This window comes from Aeromonas sp. MR16, from assembly GCF_022549315.1.
GTDB classification, from domain to species: Bacteria; Pseudomonadota; Gammaproteobacteria; order Enterobacterales; family Aeromonadaceae; genus Aeromonas; species Aeromonas aquatica.
The window spans coordinates 1-19,984 of the sequence record NZ_JAKZFK010000050.1 but is presented as its reverse complement, the minus strand read 5'-3'; the positions used below and the strand labels follow the sequence as shown (position 1 = coordinate 19,984).

The 19,984-nt window shown below is 61.6% G+C and carries 21 protein-coding genes and 1 pseudogene; all 22 read left to right on the top strand.

Annotation, left to right across the window (positions count from 1 at the left end; translation table 11 throughout):
* Positions 1–17: 17 nt before the first annotated feature.
* Positions 18–119 (top strand): annotated as a pseudogene (locus MM194_RS21210) (flagellar biosynthesis protein FlhB); the annotation flags it as partial.
* A gap of 270 nt (positions 120–389) precedes the next feature.
* Positions 390–2,492: a flagellar biosynthesis protein FlhA gene (gene flhA, locus MM194_RS21205; RefSeq protein ID WP_241344882.1), complete on the top strand. Its 2,103-nt coding sequence runs from the start codon at positions 390–392 to the stop codon at positions 2,490–2,492.
* 16 nt (positions 2,493–2,508) lie between these two features.
* Positions 2,509–4,014 (top strand): flagellar biosynthesis protein FlhF, encoded by a 1,506-nt coding sequence (gene flhF / locus MM194_RS21200; RefSeq protein WP_241344881.1) that lies wholly within the window; start codon positions 2,509–2,511, stop codon positions 4,012–4,014.
* 1 nt (position 4,015) lies between these two features.
* Positions 4,016–4,891, top strand: coding sequence for a MinD/ParA family protein (locus MM194_RS21195; RefSeq protein ID WP_033130825.1), 876 nt, complete (start codon positions 4,016–4,018; stop codon positions 4,889–4,891).
* Positions 4,884–5,603: an RNA polymerase sigma factor FliA gene (locus MM194_RS21190; RefSeq protein WP_042642241.1), complete on the top strand. Its 720-nt coding sequence runs from the start codon at positions 4,884–4,886 to the stop codon at positions 5,601–5,603. The genes MM194_RS21195 and MM194_RS21190 overlap by 8 nt, the downstream gene beginning before the upstream one ends.
* Before the next feature lie 111 nt (positions 5,604–5,714).
* Positions 5,715–6,098 (top strand): chemotaxis response regulator CheY, encoded by a 384-nt coding sequence (gene cheY / locus MM194_RS21185; protein ID WP_025326256.1) that lies wholly within the window; start codon positions 5,715–5,717, stop codon positions 6,096–6,098.
* A 12-nt stretch (positions 6,099–6,110) separates the two neighbouring features.
* The gene (locus tag MM194_RS21180; protein ID WP_033130827.1) at positions 6,111–6,851 is read left to right on the top strand and encodes a protein phosphatase CheZ; all 741 of its coding nucleotides are present in this window, start codon (positions 6,111–6,113) and stop codon (positions 6,849–6,851) included.
* An 11-nt stretch (positions 6,852–6,862) separates the two neighbouring features.
* Positions 6,863–8,998 (top strand): chemotaxis protein CheA, encoded by a 2,136-nt coding sequence (locus MM194_RS21175; protein WP_033130828.1) that lies wholly within the window; start codon positions 6,863–6,865, stop codon positions 8,996–8,998.
* Between the two features lie 32 nt (positions 8,999–9,030).
* A complete protein-coding gene (locus MM194_RS21170; RefSeq protein WP_241344880.1) occupies positions 9,031–10,146 on the top strand; it encodes a chemotaxis response regulator protein-glutamate methylesterase in 1,116 nt (371 codons plus the stop codon).
* Positions 10,147–10,148: 2 nt separating this feature from the next.
* Positions 10,149–10,886 (top strand): flagellar motor protein, encoded by a 738-nt coding sequence (locus tag MM194_RS21165; RefSeq protein WP_033130830.1) that lies wholly within the window; start codon positions 10,149–10,151, stop codon positions 10,884–10,886.
* A 79-nt stretch (positions 10,887–10,965) separates the two neighbouring features.
* Positions 10,966–11,871 (top strand): OmpA family protein, encoded by a 906-nt coding sequence (locus tag MM194_RS21160; RefSeq protein ID WP_033130831.1) that lies wholly within the window; start codon positions 10,966–10,968, stop codon positions 11,869–11,871.
* Positions 11,872–11,875: 4 nt separating this feature from the next.
* Positions 11,876–12,670: a ParA family protein gene (locus MM194_RS21155; protein ID WP_033130832.1), complete on the top strand. Its 795-nt coding sequence runs from the start codon at positions 11,876–11,878 to the stop codon at positions 12,668–12,670.
* Entirely contained in the window at positions 12,667–13,548 is an 882-nt protein-coding gene (locus MM194_RS21150) for a chemotaxis protein CheW (RefSeq protein WP_033130833.1), read from the top strand. The genes MM194_RS21155 and MM194_RS21150 overlap by 4 nt, the downstream gene beginning before the upstream one ends.
* Before the next feature lie 69 nt (positions 13,549–13,617).
* Complete coding sequence (locus MM194_RS21145) at positions 13,618–14,106, top strand: chemotaxis protein CheW (RefSeq protein WP_033130834.1); 489 nt, start codon at positions 13,618–13,620, stop codon at positions 14,104–14,106.
* Positions 14,107–14,205: 99 nt separating this feature from the next.
* Positions 14,206–14,592 (top strand): DUF2802 domain-containing protein, encoded by a 387-nt coding sequence (locus tag MM194_RS21140; RefSeq protein WP_241344879.1) that lies wholly within the window; start codon positions 14,206–14,208, stop codon positions 14,590–14,592.
* Positions 14,593–14,755: 163 nt separating this feature from the next.
* Positions 14,756–15,397 (top strand): cytochrome c biogenesis heme-transporting ATPase CcmA, encoded by a 642-nt coding sequence (gene ccmA / locus MM194_RS21135; protein WP_241344878.1) that lies wholly within the window; start codon positions 14,756–14,758, stop codon positions 15,395–15,397.
* Positions 15,397–16,065, top strand: coding sequence for a heme exporter protein CcmB (gene ccmB, locus MM194_RS21130; protein WP_033130837.1), 669 nt, complete (start codon positions 15,397–15,399; stop codon positions 16,063–16,065). The genes ccmA and ccmB overlap by 1 nt, the downstream gene beginning before the upstream one ends.
* Before the next feature lie 115 nt (positions 16,066–16,180).
* Positions 16,181–16,921, top strand: coding sequence for a heme ABC transporter permease (locus MM194_RS21125; protein ID WP_033130838.1), 741 nt, complete (start codon positions 16,181–16,183; stop codon positions 16,919–16,921).
* A gap of 2 nt (positions 16,922–16,923) precedes the next feature.
* Complete coding sequence (gene ccmD / locus MM194_RS21120) at positions 16,924–17,130, top strand: heme exporter protein CcmD (protein WP_033130839.1); 207 nt, start codon at positions 16,924–16,926, stop codon at positions 17,128–17,130.
* Positions 17,127–17,618 carry a cytochrome c maturation protein CcmE gene (gene ccmE, locus MM194_RS21115; protein ID WP_033130840.1) on the top strand — a complete coding sequence of 164 codons (492 nt, stop codon included), beginning with the start codon at positions 17,127–17,129 and terminating at the stop codon, positions 17,616–17,618. Before ccmD ends, ccmE begins: the two co-directional genes overlap by 4 nt.
* An 82-nt stretch (positions 17,619–17,700) precedes the next feature.
* A complete protein-coding gene (locus MM194_RS21110; RefSeq protein ID WP_241344877.1) occupies positions 17,701–19,659 on the top strand; it encodes a heme lyase CcmF/NrfE family subunit in 1,959 nt (652 codons plus the stop codon).
* The coding region (locus MM194_RS21105) for a redoxin family protein (protein WP_241344875.1) at positions 19,656–19,984 on the top strand (329 nt) is incomplete at its 3' end. The genes MM194_RS21110 and MM194_RS21105, both read left to right, overlap by 4 nt.

The following is a 19,984-nucleotide window of genomic DNA, read 5'->3' as shown; positions in this document are numbered from 1 at the left end:
TCGCCGTGGTGTAAGCGCTGGCCTGTGCGTACCGGCTCAAGAAGTTCCGCCGTGGTCGTGGCCGGCGCCCGACTCCGATCGCCAAAGACCTGCCCATTCCCCCCGAGTTCCGCACATAGCGGCGTTTAAATAACGCCATCAGCCGCAGCGCTGTTCGCCGCCGTGGCCGACACCTAACCCCACTCGCCAAAGACCAGCCCATTGAGCCCCAATACCGCCAATAAACGCAAAACCCTGGCCCCGCCTGTCATGGCCCCGGTTCATGTGCGGGCCGATGGCGACGGACTTCTGACATACTAAAAATAAATTCCATATATATCAGTATTTTAAATTGTTGGCTTGATGTTTGCTTTAGTCCGGCACTGGCGGTTGATAATTTGAGAATAATGATGGGATTCAAGGCTGGACTGAGCCGTTTCAAAGAGTACCGATGGTTGCTGACCAAGGGGGTGGGGACGCCGTTGCTGGTGCTCGCTTCCCTCGGCATGGTGGTGTTGCCCATCCCGCCGCTGATGCTCGATATCCTGTTCTCCTTCAACATCGCCCTCTCCATCGTCGTGCTGCTGGTGGCCGTCTACACCCGCCGGCCACTGGAATTTGCCGCTTTTCCCACCGTCTTGCTGATAGCGACTCTGCTGCGGCTCGCGCTCAACGTCGCTTCCACCCGGGTGGTACTGCTGGAAGGCCATAACGGTACCGCGGCGGCCGGCCACGTGATCGAGGCCTTCGGCAACGTGGTGATCGGCGGCAACTATGCGGTGGGCATCATCGTCTTCATGATCCTGGTGATCATCAACTTCGTGGTGGTCACCAAGGGGGCGGGCCGGATCTCCGAGGTGAGCGCCCGCTTCACCCTGGATGCCATGCCCGGCAAGCAGATGGCCATCGATGCGGACCTGAACGCCGGCCTCATCAATCAGGAAGAGGCCAAGAAGCGTCGTCAGGACGTGACCCAGGAAGCAGACTTCTACGGCTCCATGGACGGTGCCTCCAAATTCGTGAAGGGGGATGCGGTCGCGGGCATCATGATCCTCTTCATCAACATCATCGGTGGCTTCATCATCGGCATGGTGCAGCACCAGCTCACCTTCGGCGAGGCGGCCGAAGTCTATACCCTGCTCGCCATCGGTGACGGCCTGGTGGCCCAGATCCCGTCCCTGCTGCTCTCCATCGCCGCCGCCATCATAGTGACCCGCCAGAATACCGATCAGGACATGGGCACGGCGGTGCTCGGCCAGCTGTTCGAAAATCCCAAGGCGCTGGTGATCTCCGCCGGCATATTGCTGATGATGGGCAGCGTGCCCGGCATGCCGCACCTGGCGTTCCTGAGTCTGGGGGCCGTGGCGGCGGCCGGAGCCTGGTGGTTGCTGCGCCGCGAGAAACAGAACAAGGCCAGGGCGGCGAGCGGTGAACTCTTGCCGGCCCATGGGGATGCCCCGGTCGAGCAGAAAGACCTGAGCTGGGACGATGTGATGCCGGTGGACATCATAGGGCTGGAGGTGGGCTATCAGCTGATCCCGCTGGTGGACAAGAGTCAGGGGGGCGAGCTGCTCAACCGGATCAAGGGGGTGCGCAAGAAGCTCTCTCAGGAGTTCGGCTTCCTGGTGCCTGCGGTGCACATCCGCGACAACCTGGATCTCGCCCCCAATCATTACCGCATCACGCTGATGGGGGTGAGCACCGGCGAGGCCACCGTCTATCACGACAAGGAGATGGCCATCAACCCGGGTCAGGTGTTCGGCCAGATCCAGGGCATAGCGACCCAGGATCCCGCGTTCGGACTGGAAGCTGTCTGGGTCGCCAAGGAGCAGGTCTCCCAGGCCCAGACCCTGGGTTATACCGTTGTGGACGCTGCCACTGTGGTAGCCACCCACATGAGCCAAATTCTCTCCAATCATGCCGCCCTGTTGCTGGGACATGACGAGGTTCAGCAGCTGCTGGACATGATCGGAAAACATCAGAGCAAGCTGGTGGAAGGGCTGGTTCCCGAGGTGATCAGCATGGGGAACCTGGTCAAGGTATTGCAAAATCTCCTCAATGAAGGCGTGCCAATTCGCGATATGCGCACTATCCTGCAGACCCTCGTGGAATATGCGCCGCGCAGTCCGGATCCGGAAGTGCTGACGGCCGCTTGCCGTATCGCCCTGCGCAGGTTGATCGTGCAGGAGATCGCCGGCCCGGAACCCGAGCTGCCGGTGATCACGCTGTCACCAGAATTGGAACGTATATTGCATCAATCCCTGCAAGCAGGTGGAGGAGATGGCGCCGGCATAGAGCCGGGACTGGCGGAGCGGATGCAGCGCTCCCTGGTGGAAGCCACTCAACGACAAGAACTGGAAGGCCAGCCGGCCGTGCTTCTGACATCGGGGATACTGCGCAATACCCTGGCGAAGTTTGTCAAGAATGCCATTCCTGGATTGCGTGTTCTGTCTTATCAGGAAGTGCCTGATGACAAGCAAATCCGCATCGTCAGTGCGGTAGGACAGAACTAGTTAGCGGAGATGACGGGTGAAGATTAAGCGGTTTTTTGCCAAAGACATGCGAACGGCGCTGGCCGAGGTCAAGGAGACGCTCGGGCCGGATGCCGTCATCATGTCCAACAAGAAGGTCACCGGTGGGGTGGAGATAGTCGCGGCCGTCGACTATCAGTCTCAGGTGCCCGGACCCAAGGACGCGCCGGTTCGCCGTCAGTTGAACGATGAGAGCGTCAATATCTCGTCTGCAGGCAAGCAGATGACGCGCCCGGCTCCTGCCAAGGAGCAGAACGAATATTATGCCGATACTCTGGCGGCCCTGCTGGCCCGCCAGCAGAAGCTCAACCCGGCCAACCCGTCAGGCAATGGCAATCCAGCGCCGGGTGCCTGGTCCGCGAATGCGGCGGGCGGTGGCAATTCCTCGCCGGGTTCTTGGTCCGGAAATGCGGCGGGCGGTGGCAACCAGTCCGCGGGTCTGGTGTCGGCCAATACGGCCCCCAGAACCCTGGCCGAGCAGGGCCAGTGGGGCGCCGCCCCCGAGCCTGCCAAGCCAAGGCCGCGTTCTGCCCCAAACCCGCGCCCAGCCCAGGCTCCCCAGCGGGAGCAGGAGATGGAAGGGATGCGCAAGGAGATGGCCAGCATCCGCAAGTTGCTGGAGCACCAGATCTCCGGCCTGATGTGGCAGGAGGTGGAGCGCCGGGAGCCGATGCGGGCGCTGCTCATCAAGGAACTCAAGAAGATGGGCTTCGACGATGCCTTCGCCGATCAGCTGGCGGGTCTCATCCCGGAAGATATGCCCATTCATCAGGCCATGGCCCAGTTGGCCGAGGTGCTGACGGCCCAGCTCAAGATCAGCGAAGACGATATCCTGCGCCAGGGTGGCGCCGTGGCCCTGCTCGGTCCGACCGGGGTCGGCAAGACCACCACCATCGCCAAGCTGGCGGCTCGCTTCGCCATGAAATACGGCGCCGAGCAGGTGGCGCTGATCACCACCGACAACTATCGGATCGGTGCCCATGAACAGCTGCAGACCTATGGCCGCATCATGGGCTGTCCGGTGCGCCAGGTGCGCGATGCCGAGGAGCTGGCCAATGCGCTCTACCAGTTCCGTAACCGCCGGTTGGTGCTCATCGATACCGCCGGGGTGGGTCAGCGGGATATCCGTCTGACCGAGCAGCTCGATACCCTGGTCAAGAATGCCAAGGTGCGCATTCGCAGTTATCTGGTCATGTCCGCCACCTCCCAGCGACGGGTGATGCAGGAGGCGGTGGATCACTTCCGGCGCATTCCGCTCAGTGGCTGCATCCTGACCAAGCTGGACGAGAGCCTGAATCTGGGTGAAGTGATCAACGTATGCATTCAGAACGCGCTGCCCATCAGCTACATCACCGATGGACAGCGGGTGCCGGAAGATATTCAAGTTGCCAATGCGGCGCTGCTGGTCGGTGCCGCCATGGGCTCGCTCGAGCGAGAAGCAGAGGATCCCTATTTCTGGGGGTCGGGTTTTGGCGAGGCCGAAGATTCGGAGTTTTATGAGTAACATGTATATGGATCAGGCGAGTGGTCTGCGCAAAATGCGTCAAAACAATCGAGTGAAAGTGATCGCCGTGTCCGGAGGCAAGGGGGGCGTGGGCAAGACCAACGTCACCCTGAACGTGGCGGGAGCCATGGCCGCCCAAGGCAAGCGCGTATTGGTGCTGGATGCCGACCTTGGCCTGGCCAACGTCGACGTCATGCTCGGGCTGCGGGTGCACCGCAATCTGTCCCATGTGCTGGCCGGGGAGTGCACCATAGACGACATCATCGTCGAGGGGCCCTACGGCATGATGATAGTGCCGGCCACCTCCGGGACCCAGTCCATGGTCGAGCTCTCCCCGGTGCAACATGCCGAGCTCATCCGTGCCTTCAGCGAGATGAAGACTCAGGTCGATGTGCTGCTGGTGGACACCGCGGCGGGGATCTCCGACATGGTGCTGAGTTTCACCCGTGCGGCCCAGGACATCATGGTGGTGGTGTGCGACGAGCCCACCTCCATCACCGATGCCTATGCCCTCATCAAGATCCTCTCCAAGGATCACGGGGTGTTCCGCTTCAAGGTGGTGGCCAACATGGTGCGCTCCCTGCGCGAGGGGCAGGAGCTCTTCGCCAAGCTGACCCGGGTCACCGACCGCTTCCTGGATACCTCTCTGGAGCTGGTGGCTTGTGTCCCTTATGACACCAACCTGCGGGCCGCCGTGCGCAAGCAGAAGCTGATCGTCGAGGCCTTCCCCAAGTCGCCCGCCGCGCTGGCGTTTCGCGCCCTGGCCAACAAGGCGGCGAGCTGGCCCATCCCGAATCAACCGGGCGGCCACCTCGAATTTTTCCTCGAGAATTTATTGCAAAAGCCGGTCATAGCACAGGAAGACTCCCGTGAATAAAGCCCAAGCATACTTGCGTCATCAGGATTCCTATGTGCTGGTCGAGCGTCATGCTCCGCTGGTTAAACGGATCGCCCAGCATTTGTTGGCTCGTCTGCCGAGCAGTGTCTTGCTGGATGACCTGATCCAGGCAGGTATGATTGGGTTGCTCGAAGCCTCCCGCAATTTTGACGGCAGCAAGGGCGCCAGCTTTGAAACCTATGCCGGCATCCGCATCCGCGGCGCCATGCTCGACGAGATCCGCCGTGGCGACTGGGTGCCGCGCTCGGTGCACCGCAACAGCCGTGCCATCGCCGAGGCCATCGAAAACGTGGAGCAGGCTCATGGCCGGGATGCCCGTGACAATGAGGTTGCGTCCCGAATGGGGGTCTCCCTCGGCGAATATCACGCCATGCTGCAGGACGTCTCCTGCGGCAAGATCATCGGCATCGAGGATCTGGGGGTCAGCGAGGATGTGATAGGGCATCCCGATGATGCCAGCGGTCATGGTGGCTTTGACGATCTGGCGGCCGAGCGCTTTCAGGGCGCGCTGGCCGAACACATCGCCCGCCTGCCCGAACGGGAGGCGCTGGTGCTCTCCCTCTATTACGACGAAGAGCTGAACCTGCGCGAGATCGGTGAAGTCTTGAGTGTGAGCGAGTCTCGGGTGAGCCAGATCCACAGCCAGGCCATGCACAGATTGCGCGCGCGTTTGCGAGATTGGAATTTATAAGTGGTTGTACTGGCTACACTGGAACGCAACTCTAAGGCATAATCCGCACCATTCAACCTGCATTCAGCATCATGTAAATGAGCCGTTTTGGCGGCTATTTAGGAGGGAATTTTGGACAAGAACATGAAAATCCTCATCGTGGATGACTTTTCAACGATGCGCCGGATTATCAAGAACTTGCTGCGTGACCTGGGATACAACAATACCCACGAAGCAGACGATGGCAACACGGCGCTACCTATGTTGAAGAACGGCGACTATCAGTTTGTGGTCACCGACTGGAACATGCCTGGCATGCAGGGCATCGACCTGCTCAAGGCCATCCGCCTCGATGACAAACTCAAGCACCTGCCGGTGCTGATGGTGACTGCGGAAGCCAAGCGCGAGCAGATCATCGAAGCCGCCCAGGCAGGGGTCAATGGCTATATCGTCAAGCCGTTCACCGCCGCCACCCTCAAAGAGAAGCTCGACAAAATCTTTGAACGCATCGGTTAAGGAGTGGCAGGGATGACGGCCAAAACGAGTGCCCTGATCTCGCTCGATCAGGCAAGGATGCTGGTGACCCACCTTGAGCAAGGGGAGTTTGAACAGGCCGATACCATCCTCGCCGAGGTGTGTGCCCCCAATGCGGCGGCGCTGTTCGACAAGGTGGGTCAACTGACTCGCCAACTGCACAACTCTTTGCAGGATTTTCGCCTGGATCCCAGGATCCCCGACCTGGCCACCCACGAGATCCCCGATGCCCGGGAACGTCTGAGCTATGTCATCGACATGACGGACAAGGCGGCCAACCGCACCATGGATGCGGTAGAAGCCAGCCTGCCCATCGCCGATCGGCTCAATGACAACATTCAGCTGGTCATGCCCAATTGGAATGCCTTGATGAGCCGGGATCTCGAGCTGGGCCAGTTCAAGGCGCTCTGCCATCAACTGAATGATTTTATTAAGGCTTCAGAGGCTGATGCCGATAAGTTACGACAACTGCTGACGGAAATTCTGATGGCTCAGGATTTCCAGGATTTGACCGGTCAGATGATCCGCAAGGTCATCAAGCTGGTGCAGGAAGTTGAAACGAAGCTGATTGAGATGCTGACCATGTTTGGTGAGGCGGTGGCCGAGAATTCGGTGCGCGGCCTGCCGGCGAGCGGCATCGAAGCCGAGGGCCCCATCATGAACCCGCAGACAAGGTCCGATGTGGTCAACGGTCAGGATGATGTGGACGATCTGCTGTCTAGTCTGGGATTCTAATGGAGTGACGCATGGCCTTCGAAGTTGATGAAGACATACTGCAAGACTTTTTGGTCGAAGCATCAGAAATATTGGAACAGTTGTCTGAACAACTGGTCGACTTGGAAAAGCGACCCGATGACAAGAATCTGTTGAATGCCATTTTCCGCGGCTTCCATACCGTCAAGGGGGGAGCCGGTTTCCTCTCCCTGACCGAGCTGGTGGACGTCTGCCACGGTGCCGAGAACCTGTTCGACATGCTGCGCAACGGCAAGCGAACCCTCAGCGCCGAGCTGATGGATGTCATCTTGCAGGCCCTCGATGCCATCAACGTCATGTTTGCCCAGGTACAGAACCGGGAGCCGACCAGCCCGGCTTCCGCCGATCTCCTGCACGATCTGCACGAGCTGTGCAAGCCCGAAGGGCAGGAACGGCTGCGAACCGCCAGCGTCGTCGTCGCCCCGCAACTCGAACCCGTGCCCGAGCCGGTGATCGTCGCCGAGGTGGCACCTGTTGCCGTCAATGGCGGTGGCTCCATCGATGAGATCTCCGCCGATGAGTTCGAGCGGCTGCTCGACGAGCTGCACGGTGCCGGCAAGGCCCCGACGGTGTCGGTTGCCCCCGTGCTGAGCGGCTCTGGCGACATCACCGACGACGAATTCGAGGCGCTGCTCGATCAGCTGCACGGCCAGGGCCAGCACGGTGGTGCCCCCGATTTGAGCCCGCTGCAGTCGGTACAACAAGAGGTGGACGAGCTCATCGATGACGACGAGTTCGAGCGCCTGCTGGATGAGTTGCACGGCCGCGGCCAGGCGCCGCAGCACAATATGGCGGCGTCGACGCCAGCGCCTATCGCTCCGGCTCCCGCGCCTGTGGTTCAGCCCAGTGCCACCGCCAGCCCGGTGCCGGTTGCCAAGGCTGCCCCCGTGGTCGCCAAGCCAGCACCAGCCCCTGCGCCAGCCAAACAGGCGCCCCCTGCCGAGAGCAGCACGGTACAGAACGACACCACGGTGCGGGTGGATACCAAGACTTTGGACGTCATCATGAACATGGTGGGCGAGCTGGTCCTGGTGCGTAACCGTCTGGTGAGCCTCGGCGTCGCCAGCAATGACGAAGAGATGTCCAAGGCGGTGGCCAACCTGGATGTGGTGACCGCCGATCTGCAGGGCGCTGTCATGAAGACCCGCATGCAGCCTATCAAGAAGGTATTCGGTCGCTTCCCCCGCGTGGTACGCGATCTGGCCCGCACCCTCAAGAAAGACATCGAGCTGGTGATGGTCGGGGAGGAGACGGATCTCGACAAGAACCTGGTGGAGGCCCTGGCCGATCCCCTGGTTCACCTGGTGCGCAACTCCTGCGATCACGGCGTCGAGATGCCGGATGTGCGCGAGAAGGCGGGCAAGCCCCGTCAGGGCACCATTACCCTGAGTGCCTCCCAGCAGGGAGATCATATCCTGCTCTGCATCGAGGATGACGGCGCCGGCATGGATCCGGAGAAGCTGAAGTCCATCGCCATCAGCCGTGGCGTGCTGGATGCCGACAGCGCGGCGCGCATGAGTGACAACGACGCCTATAACCTGATTTTTGCTCCCGGTTTCTCTACCAAATCGGAGATTTCCGATATTTCCGGTCGTGGCGTTGGCATGGACGTGGTGAAAACCAGCATCGTCAGCCTCAATGGCTCGGTCCACATAGATTCGACCTGGGGCAAGGGCACTCGCCTCGAGATCAAGGTGCCCCTCACCCTGGCCATCTTGCCGACCCTGATGGTGGAAGTGGGCAAGCAGACCTTCGCCCTGCCACTTGGCTGTGTGAACGAAATTTTCCACCTGGATCTGAAGAAGGCCAACGTGGTGGATGGCCAGCTCACCATCATAGTGCGCGACAAGGCGATCCCCCTGTTCTATCTGCACAAGTGGCTGGTGCGTGGCGCCGGCAAGACGGCGCGCCAGGACACAGGCCACGTGGTCATAGTCCAGATCGGTACCCAGCAGGTGGGCTTCGTGGTGGATAACCTCATCGGCCAGGAAGAGGTGGTCATCAAGCCGCTGGACAACCTGCTGCAAGGCACCCCGGGCATGGCTGGCGCGACCATCACCAGCGACGGCGGTATCGCCCTCATTCTGGACGTGCCCAGCCTGCTCAAGGCCTATGCACGTCGCCACTGATCGTTCTGGCCCAAGGAGTTAGAAGAAGAACAATGGCAGTCAAGGTATTAGTGGTCGACGATTCGAGCTTCTTCCGCCGCAGGGTGAGCGAGATCATCAATCAGGATCCCCTGATGACGGTGATCGACACGGCCCAGAATGGACGGGAGGCGGTGGACAAGGCGCTGCAGTTGCGGCCCGACGTCATCACCATGGACATCGAAATGCCGGTACTCGACGGCATCAGCGCCGTGCGCGAGATCATGGCCAAGTGTCCCACCCCCATACTGATGTTCTCCTCGCTGACCCACGACGGCGCCAAGGCGACCCTGGATGCGCTGGATGCCGGTGCCCTCGATTTCCTGCCCAAGAAGTTTGAAGACATCGCCCGCGACAAGGATGAGGCGGTCAGGCTGCTGCAACAGCGGGTCAGGGAGATTGCCCGCAAGCGCTTCCTGATGGCGGCTAAGCCCAGGGCCCCCGAACCGCTGGTGCGTCCTCCCGTGGTCGGTGGTGGCCTGGGACGTCCCCTCGAGCGCCAGCCCGAGCCCGTCCGAGCCCCGGGGACTCCCGCCAGCTTCAAGCGCAGCGGCAAGAGTTATCAGCTGGTGGCTATCGGCACCTCCACCGGTGGCCCCGTGGCGCTGCAAAACGTGCTGACCAAGCTGCCGGGGGATTTCCCGCACCCGATCTTGTTGATCCAGCACATGCCGGCGACCTTCACCGCCGCCTTCGCCGCTCGCCTCAACGGCCTGTGCCAGATCGGTGTCAAGGAGGCCGAGGATGGCGACGTGCTCAAGCCAGGTCATGCCTACCTTGCCCCCGGCGGCAAGCAGATGCTGCTGGAGGGACGGGGTCCAGGGGCTCGCCTGCGGATCATCGAGGGCAATGACAAGGTTAACTACAAGCCTTGTGTCGACATCACCTTCGCCTCGGCCGCCAAGACCTACGGCGACAAGGTGCTCGCCATAGTGCTGACCGGCATGGGCGCCGATGGCCGGGACGGTGCTCGCCTGCTCAAGGAGCAGGGGGCGACCATCTGGGCCCAGGATGAAGCCTCCTGCGTGGTCTACGGCATGCCCCAGGCGGTCGCCAAGGCCGGCATAGCGAGCGAATCCCTGCCGCTGGATCGGGTGGCACAGCGCATCCTGATCGAGTTGGGTCGCTGAGCATGGGCATGCTCGGTCTGGTGCTGGCGTTGGGCGCCGTTGCCGTTGCCCAGTGGTGGCACGGTGGCAGCCTGCTGACTCTGCTCGACGGCCCGGCCTTCGTCATCGTGGTGGGCGGCACCTGGGGCGCGGTGATCCTGCAGACGCCCCGCAAGTACCTGCTGGCGGCGCTCGGGCAGGTACGCTGGATGCTGTTTCCGCCGCGGTGGGATCTGGCCCAACAAGCCGAGCGGCTGCAAAGCTGGGCCCAGTTTGCCCGTCAGCAGGGTCTGCTGGCGCTGGAAAACCAGGCCGAAGAGGAGACAGAGCCTTTCACTCGGCAGGGCCTGACCATGATAGTGGACGGTGTCTCCATCGAGGATATCCGTCGGCTGCTGGAGGCGGACATCGACATCGAGCAGGAGCGCAACGAGCACGCCGCCAGAGTCTTCGAGGCCATGGGAGGTTACAGCCCGACCATCGGCATCATAGGGGCGGTGATCGGCCTCATCCAGGCCATGTTTCATCTGGAGGAGCCGAGCACCCTCGGTGCCGGCATCGCCATCGCCTTCGTCGCGACCATCTACGGGGTGGGGTTTGCGAACCTCATTTATCTGCCTGTCGCGAATCGTCTTAGAGCATTCCACTACCAATACGGCCTGTACCAGGAAATGACGCTGGAGGGACTGCTGGCCATCGCCCACGGGGAGAACGGCCTGCAGGTTGAGCGGCGGTTACGGGCCTATCTGAAAGGCGAATAGCCGACGTCATGGCGTCTCGTCCACGAAGAGGCTTGCCGGCCGGCGGTTACTGGATTATCTGACTGAAAGGGGAATAGCCATGCGCAAGCGCTACCGTTTGCACCTGCAGGGACGAGAGCACCTCGATCGCTGGCTGGTCTCCTACGCCGATTACATGACGCTGATCTTCGCCCTGTTCGTGGTGCTCTACTCGGTGGCCATGGTCAACAAGGAGCAGTATCGCGCCGTCATCGATGGCATGACTCAGGGGTTCAATCAGGCGACTCCGCGCAGCGATGGCTTGCTGGAAGGGCAGGGCAAGTCCCTGTTGAACAACCCGGTGTCGGCCGCCCCCTCGTTGCTGGAGAGTGCGGCGTCCCCCTCACCCTCCCTCGCCCCCATCACGGGCACCCCGATTTCGCAAGATGGCACGGCCCTCGCCACCATAGCGCTGCAGTTGCAGGAGGCCATGGGCGCCCTGGTCGATGCCGGCGTGGTCAAGCTGGCGCAGGATGAAAACTGGATCACGGTGGAGCTGAGCTCGGGCCTGCTGTTCAACAGTGGCAGCGCCTTTCTCGGCAACAATGCGACCCCGGTACTCGATACGCTTTCAGGTATTCTGAAACCGGTCGATAACTATGTCAGGGTGCGGGGTTATACGGATAACCAGCAGATAAACAATGAGATTTTTCGCTCCAATTGGGCTCTCTCCGGGGCAAGAGCCGAGGCCGTGCTCAATGCACTGGTCGGTAAGGGCATAGTGCCACAGCGGCTCGCCTACGAGGCTTATGGAGAATTTTCCCCCTTCGCCGATAACAACACTGAGCAGGGGCGGCTACAGAATCGCAAGGTCGTGGTCGCCATATCCCGCTTCGCCTGGGTGCCCAGAGCCGCCGTCAATCCCGTGACGGTAGCGCCTGTGCCAGCCGCGCAGCAGGCGGCAGAGGATGTCAGGGTGGTGACGCTGCCCGGTGGTGGCATACGCATAACAACAAGGCAGGATTGATACAGTGATTGTTTGGACGGTTGCCAATCAGAAAGGTGGAGTCGGTAAAACCACCACAGTGGTCTCTCTCGCAGGGCTCTTGGCCCAGCGTGGCCAGCGCGTGCTGCTGATCGACACCGACCCTCATGCCTCCCTGACCTCGTATTTCGATTTCGACTCGGACCGGTTGGAGGGCACCCTCTATGAGTTGTTCCAGGCGGCCAAGCCCAGCGTCGAGCTGGTCAACCGCATGACCCTCAAGACCAAGTTCGACAACCTTCATCTGCTGCCTGCTTCCATCACCCTGGCAACCCTGGATCGGGTGATGGGCAACAGGGAAGGGATGGGGCTGGTGCTCAAGCGCGCCCTGCTGCGGGTGCAGGATCAATATGACTATGTGCTCATCGACTGTCCGCCGGTGCTGGGGGTGATGATGGTCAACGCCCTGGCGGCCTGCGATCGGATCCTGGTACCGGTGCAGACCGAATTTTTGGCCCTCAAGGGGCTGGAGCGGATGATGAAGACCTTCGAGATCATGCAACGATCCAAGCGAGACAAGTTCCGCTACACCGTGATCCCGACCATGTTTGACAAGCGCACCCGTGCCTCCCTGATGACGCTGCAATCCATCAAGGAGCAGTATGGTGAGACGGTGTGGAATGCGGTCATCCCCATCGACACCAAATTCCGGGATGCCAGCCTGCTGCACATCCCACCTTCCATCTATGCACCGGGCAGCCGTGGCACCTATGCCTACGAGACCCTGCTCAATCATCTCGATGCTCAGGAGCGCCAACGGACCCAAGAGGTGAAGTCATGAGAGAAACCACCCAGGTTCGGGCCATGGATGATTATTTCAACTCCCTGCTGCTGGACGATGCCCTGCTGCGGGAGAGCCTGGATGACGAGGCGCCGGCGCCGGTATTGCAGCGCCAGGCCAAGCCTGTCTCCTTGCCCGAGGTGGTCGTCGCTCCCTATCTCGAGACCGACCAGCGGCTCGAGCAACTGAGCGAGTTGCTCGCTCAGGTGGGGCAGGTGCAGTTCGAGATGGATGCCTTGAGCCATGAGGAAATCCACGCCGAGCCTCTGCAGATCGAGGTGGCGCTTGAGACAAGCACACAGATCGAGCCCGAACAGCTGCAGCCCGAGATAGTGCCGGCACCTGCCGTCATCGAGCCGGCCACCCTGCTGGTGACCGAACCCGAGCCGGCACCGCTAGTCGAGGTGGAGGCCGCTCCGTCGAGCTGGGAGAATCTGGACACCGGCAACGAGTTTCAGGCACTCTTCTTCGATGTGGCGGGGGTGACCTTTGCGGTGCCTCTGACCGAGCTTGGCGGCATTCATCAGCTGGGGGAGGTGACTTCCCTGTTCGGCCAGCCGGCCTGGTATCGCGGCATCATGGCCTCCCGGGATCAGAAGATGAACGTGGTGGACACGGCGCTCTGGGTGATGCCGGACAGATCATTGGATGTTACCGACTACAAGTATCTGATCATGTTGGGAGAGTCCCCCTGGGGGCTGGCCTGCCATCAGCTCAAGGGCACCGAGCTGTTGCGCCGGGATCAGGTAAAATGGCGCCATCAGGAGGGCAAGCGCCCCTGGCTGGCGGGCATGGTCAAGGAGAAGATGTGTGCCCTGCTGCACGTCAGGGAATTGCTGGTGCTGCTCGGGCGTGGCGTGAACATAGAAGGTCGCTGAGAATATCGGCAATACCGTGGTTTTATTGCTAATTTTACCCGTTGACGGGTTCATACAAGGATTAAGAGCATGACAGAGAAGCGCAATATCGCACAAAATCTGGCCGAAGATGAAGTGCTGCAGTGGGTGACCTTCCAGCTGGAAAACGAGACCTATGGCATCAACGTGATGCAGGTCCAGGAGGTGTTGCGCTACACCGAGATCGCCCCCGTGCCGGGTGCCCCGGACTATGTGCTGGGCATCATCAACCTGCGTGGCAACGTGGTGACCGTCATCGACACCCGCTCCCGCTTCGGCCTGCCGGCCGGGGATGTGAGCGAGAACTCGCGCATCGTCATCATAGAGGCGGAGAAGCAGGTGATCGGCATCATGGTGGACAGCGTGGCCGAGGTGGTCTATCTGCGCTCCTCCGAGATCGATCCTGCCCCGGCGGTGGGCACCGAGGAGAGCGCCAAGTTCATTCAGGGGGTCAGCAACCGCGACGGCCAGCTGTTGATCCTGGTGGATCTCAACAAGCTGCTCTCGGACGAAGAGTGGGACGACATTGGCTCCCTGTAATGGGAAGAGAGAAGAGAAAGGACGAGAGGATACGGACTCCGGGAGCACAAGCCCGGGGTCGCGTTGCTCGGTCTGCGTTGACAGGAAGGTGATAGTTTGATGATTGAATTCGCAGCCTTGGGGTTGTCCTTGTTGGCACTGGTGCTGGCCCTGGTCGGGATAGTCGGCCAGCGTCGCAGCCGACGAGAGTCCGAGGCCAGGATAGAGACGCTGCAAGGGCAGCTCGAGAGTCTGCGCAAGCAGATGATGGAGCTCCATACCGGGGCCATTGGCATGGGCCAGCGCCTGCAATCGGCCGAAGGGGCCATGCAGAAGATCCATGACAGCCAGCAGGAGTTGACCCTGCAGGATCCGGATCGCCGCCTCTACAGTCGCGCCGCCAAGATGGTGGAGCTCGGTGCCGATCTCGATGAAGTCATGAGCGAGTGCGAGTTGCCGCAGGCCGAGGCCGAACTGCTGATCTCCCTGCGCAAAGGGCGCTCCTGAATCCGAAGGGGAGGCAGCCGCTTCCCCGATTTCCCCCGCCATATATTCCTCTGCCAAGGCGCGATCTCCCCCACAAATCCTGCTGATTGTTGGCATCTTTGAAAAGACGCTCCCCAATCCTGTGTTAACATGCAGGCCGCCTCTTTCCACTGATTAAATCCTCATGCTGCTTCAAGCCAACAATCTGAGCTGCGTGCGTGAAGATCGCACCCTGTTTGAACATCTCTCTTTCGCGGTGACGTCCGGCGATCTGGTACAGATTGAGGGCCCGAACGGGGTGGGCAAGACCAGCCTGCTGCGGTTGCTGACCGGACTCTCCCAGCCCTTCGCCGGTGAGGTGTGCTGGAACGGGGAAGACATCCGCCGTTGCCGTGACGAGTACCATGCCAACCTGCTCTATCTGGGCCATCAGCCCGGGGTCAAGGCAACCCTGACCCCTCTCGAAAATCTCGCCTTTTACCAGAAGCTGCATGGCACGGGCGCCACCGACGTGGATCTCTGGCAGGTGCTGGCTCAGGTCGGCCTCGCCGGGTTCGAAGATTATCCGGCGGGTCAGCTCTCGGCAGGCCAGCAGCGCCGGGTGGCCCTGGCCAGGCTCTGGTTGTCGGAGCAACCGGCACTCTGGATCCTGGACGAGCCCTTCACCGCCATCGACAAGCAGGGGGTCAAGGTGCTCGAGCGGTTGTTCCTGACTCACGCCGAGCGAGGCGGCATGGTGATCCTCACCACCCACCAGGATCTGACCCTGATGCAGGGGCGCCTGAAGACCCTCTCCCTTACTCCCCTGATGCAGGATGCCGTCTGATGCTGAGCGCCGTACTGACCCTGATCCAGCGAGAGTTGTTGATGGCCTTGCGCCAGCGCGCCGACATCTTCAACCCGCTCTGGTTCTTCCTCATCGTCATCACCCTGTTCCCCCTCGGCATAGGGCCCGAGCCCCAGCTGCTGGCCCGCATCGCCCCCGGCATCATCTGGGTGGCGGCCTTGCTGGCGGCCATGCTCTCCCTGGAGCGACTGTTTCGCGACGACTTCAGCGACGGCGCCCTGGAGCAGATGATGCTGATGCCCCATCCGCTCGGGCTGCTGGCGCTGGCGAAAGTGGTCGCTCACTGGCTGCTGACCGGTCTACCGCTGCTGCTGGTCTCCCCCCTGCTCGCCATCTTGCTCTCCCTGGACATGAAGACTTATCTGGCGGTGGTCGCCACCCTGGCCCTCGGCACCCCGGTGCTGAGCCTGCTCGGGGCGGTCGGGGTGGCGCTGACGGCCGGGCTGCGCAAGGGCGGGGTACTGCTCAGCCTGCTGCTGTTGCCGCTCTATATTCCGGTGCTGATCTTTGCCACCTCCGCCATCGATGCGGCTGGCATGGGGTTGCCCTATGCCGGCCAACTGGCCATCCTGGGGGCCATGTTGGCGGGGGCACTGACCCTGACCCCGCTGGCGATCTCGGCGGCGTTGCGGGTCAGCGTCAACTGATGAAATCGATATAAGTCAATGTGATGGCTGTTTATCGCTGTCGGGGTATGTGATGTTTCCCGGCAGTGGGCGGGCCTCGCCACTAAAAATGAATAACTGAAAGGTTCTGTGAGCTATGTGGAAATGGTTGCACCCTTATGCTAAACCCGAGCGAGCCTACCGGCTGGCCGGGACTCTGCTACCCTGGTTTGCCGTGATCAGTCTGCTTGCCTTCATCATAGGCACCGCCTGGGGGCTGGCCTTTGCCCCCTCGGATTATCAGCAAGGGGACTCTTTCAGGATCATCTATATCCATGTGCCTGCCGCGATCCTCTCCATGGGGGCTTACTCCACCATGGCGGTGGCGGCCTTCATCGGCCTGGTGTGGCAGCTGCGCATGGCGGACATGACGGTGGCCGCCGTCGCCCCGGTGGGCGCCGTGTTCACCTTTATCGCCCTCTTTACCGGCGCCGCCTGGGGCAAGCCCATGTGGGGCACCTGGTGGGTCTGGGATGCCCGCCTCACCTCCGAGCTCATCCTGCTGTTCCTCTATCTGGGGGTCATCGCACTCTATAACGCCTTCAGCGACAAGGTGGTGGCGGGACGCGCCGCCGGCATACTGGCGCTGGTGGGGGTGATCAACCTGCCCATCATTCACTACTCGGTGGAGTGGTGGAACACCCTGCACCAGGGCGCCTCCATCACCAAATTTGACAAGCCGTCGATCTCGGCCGAGATGCTGTGGCCGCTGCTCATCATGATACTGGCGTTCGCGACCTTCCTCGGCGCCCTGACCCTGATGCGTTTTCGAAATGAGCTCTTGATGCGAGAGTGGCATCGCCCCTGGGTCGCCGACATCGCCAGGCTGGAGAAGTAAGCATGCACTTTGCCTCGTTCAGTGACTTTGTGGCCATGGGCGGTTACGCCTTCTACGTCTGGCTCTCCTTCGGTCTGACCGGGCTCTGTCTGGTCGGTATCGTTATTTCCACCCGGTTGAAGACCCGCAGCCTGCTCAATGAATTGCGCAGCAAGCAGGCCCGCGAGGCCCGCCGCCAGGCGGCCCAGCAGATGGAGAACACTCTATGAACCCGAGACGCAAGAAACGCCTCACCATCATCCTGGCCATCAGCCTCGGCCTCGCCGCCGTGATCGGCCTGGTGCTCTATGCCCTCAGCCAGAACATCGATCTCTTCTACACCCCGAGCGAATTGGTGGAGGGCAAGGGGCCGGACAAGATCAAGCCGGAAGAGGGCCAACGGCTGCGGATCGGCGGGCTGGTGGTGCCCGGTACCGTGGTGCGGGATCCCCAGAGCCTCAAGGTGGTCTTCAAGCTGATAGACAACGGCGGTCATCTGGTGACGGTGGAATTCGATGGCATCTTGCCGGATCTGTTCCGCGAGGGGCAGGGCATCGTCGCCCAAGGCACCCTCAAGGATGCCACCACGGTGGCCGCCTTCGAGGTGTTGGCCAAGCACGACGAGAACTACATGCCGCCGGAAGTGGCCGACGCCACCAATGGCATGCATTTCAAACCCGAATATACCGAGGCGCAGTTGAAGGGAGCCAAGCAATGAGCGCCTCCTTCCTGATGTCGTTTTCATCGTTTCTCGCCCGTGAGCAGGTTCAGGTCGCGGCTCGATTGAGAGGAGCTCAACCATGATCCCTGAATTAGGGCAATTTGCACTGATCCTGGCCTTTGCCACCGCCCTGTTGCTGGGGAGCTACCCGCTGCTCGGTGCCAAGCTTGGTCGCCTCGGCATGATGTCGGCGGCCCGCCCGCTGGCCTATACCCAGTTCCTGCTGCTGCTGCTGTCGTTCCTCTGCCTGACCTGGGCCTTCGTCGACAACGACTTCACAGTGCAGTATGTGGCCACCAACTCCAACAGTCTGTTGCCGCTCGCCTATCGCATCTCGGCGGTGTGGGGCGCCCACGAAGGCTCCCTGCTGCTGTGGGCGTTGACCCTCGGCGGCTGGACTGCGGCGGTGGCCCTGTTCAGCCGTAGCCTGCCGCTCGATGCGGTGGCGCGGGTGCTCGGCGTGCTGGGGCTGATCTCGGTCGGCTTCACCGCCTTCGTGCTGTTCACCTCGGATCCCTTCACTCGCACCCTGCCGTACTTCCCGGTGGATGGCCGCGACCTCAATCCGCTGTTGCAAGATCCCGGTCTCATCTTCCATCCTCCCATGCTCTACATGGGCTATGTGGGCTTCTCGGTAGCCTTCGCCTTTGCCATCGCCTCCCTGATGACGGGCCGGCTGGACGCCACCTGGGCACGCTGGTCCCGTCCCTGGACCATGGCCGCCTGGGTCTTCCTGACGCTCGGCATAGTGCTCGGCTCTTGGTGGGCCTATTACGAGCTTGGCTGGGGCGGCTGGTGGTTCTGGGATCCGGTGGAAAACGCCTCCTTCATGCCCTGGCTGGCGGGCACGGCCCTGCTGCATTCGCTGGCGGTGAGCGAGAAGCGCGCCACCTTCAAGGCCTGGACTGTGCTGCTGGCGCTGTCTGCCTTCTCTCTGAGCTTGCTCGGCACCTTCCTGGTGCGCTCCGGCGTGCTGGTGTCGGTGCATGCCTTCGCCTCGGATCCGACCCGCGGCCTGTTCATCCTGGGCTTCCTGCTGGCGGTGATCGGCAGCTCCTTGCTGCTGTTTGCCTTCAAGGGCTCTCAGGTGAAGAGCCACGGCAAGCATGAGTTGTGGAGCCGCGAGACCCTGCTGCTCGGCAACAATATCCTGCTGGTGGCGGGTCTGTTGACCGTGCTGCTCGGCACCCTGCTGCCGCTGGTGCACAAGGAGCTGGGGCTCGGCAGCATCTCCATCGGTACCCCCTTCTTCAACCACATCTACAGCTGGCTGATCATCCCGTTCGCCCTGCTGCTGGGGGTCGGCCCGCTGTTCCGCTGGCGCCGCCAGGAGCTCGGTGAGCTCAAGGGCAAGGTGGTGCTGGCGCTGGGACTGAGCCTGGTCGCCGCCTTCGGGCTGCCGCAGCTGTTTGCCGGGGAGTTCAAGCCCTGGGCCGCGCTCGGCATCGGCCTCGGCAGCTGGATCATCATCACCAGCGTGCAGGAGACCTGGGTGCGTGCCACCCACAAGCACAGCTTCACCACCGGTGTTCGCCGGCTTGGTAACAGCCACTGGGCCATGATCCTGGGCCACGTGGGGCTGGCGGTCAGCATCATCGGCATCGCCTGCACCCAGAACTACAGCATCGAGAAGGACCTGCGCATGCAGGCCGGTGATCGGGTGCAATTCGCCGATTACGAGTTCGTCTTCACCGGCATCACCGAGAAGAACGGCCCCAACTACGACGGCTTCAAGGGCGTGCTGGAGGTGCACAAGGATGGCAAGCAAGTCGCCCTGCTCAAGCCCGAGAAGCGGATGTACAAGGTGAGCCGTATGCCGATGACGGAAGCCGCCATCGACGCCGGTATCACCCGGGATCTCTACGCGGCCCTCGGCGAGCAGCTCGACAACGGCGCCTGGGCGGTGCGGATCTACTACAAGCCATTCGTGCGCTGGATCTGGTTCGGCGGCGTCTTCATGGCCATCGGCGGCGTGCTGGCGATGCTGGACAAGCGCTACCGCTTCGGCCGTCGTGAAGAAGAAGGGAGCAAGGCATGAGCAAGAAGACCTGGCTGTTTCTGCTGCCCTTCATCATCTTCCTGATGGGGGCGGTGTTCCTGTTCAAGGGACTCTATTCCGACCCCACCAAGCTCGAATCCGTGATGGTGGACAAGGAGGTGCCGGTGTTCACCCTGCAGGACATCTACGACCTCAACAAGCAGCACGACAGGAGCATCCTCAAGGGACGCCCCATGCTGCTCAACGTCTGGGCCACCTGGTGCCCGACCTGCTACGGCGAGCACACCTACCTCAAGCAGCTGGCGGGGCAGGGCATTCCCATCGTCGGCATGAACTACAAGGACGAGCGGGACAAGGCCATCAA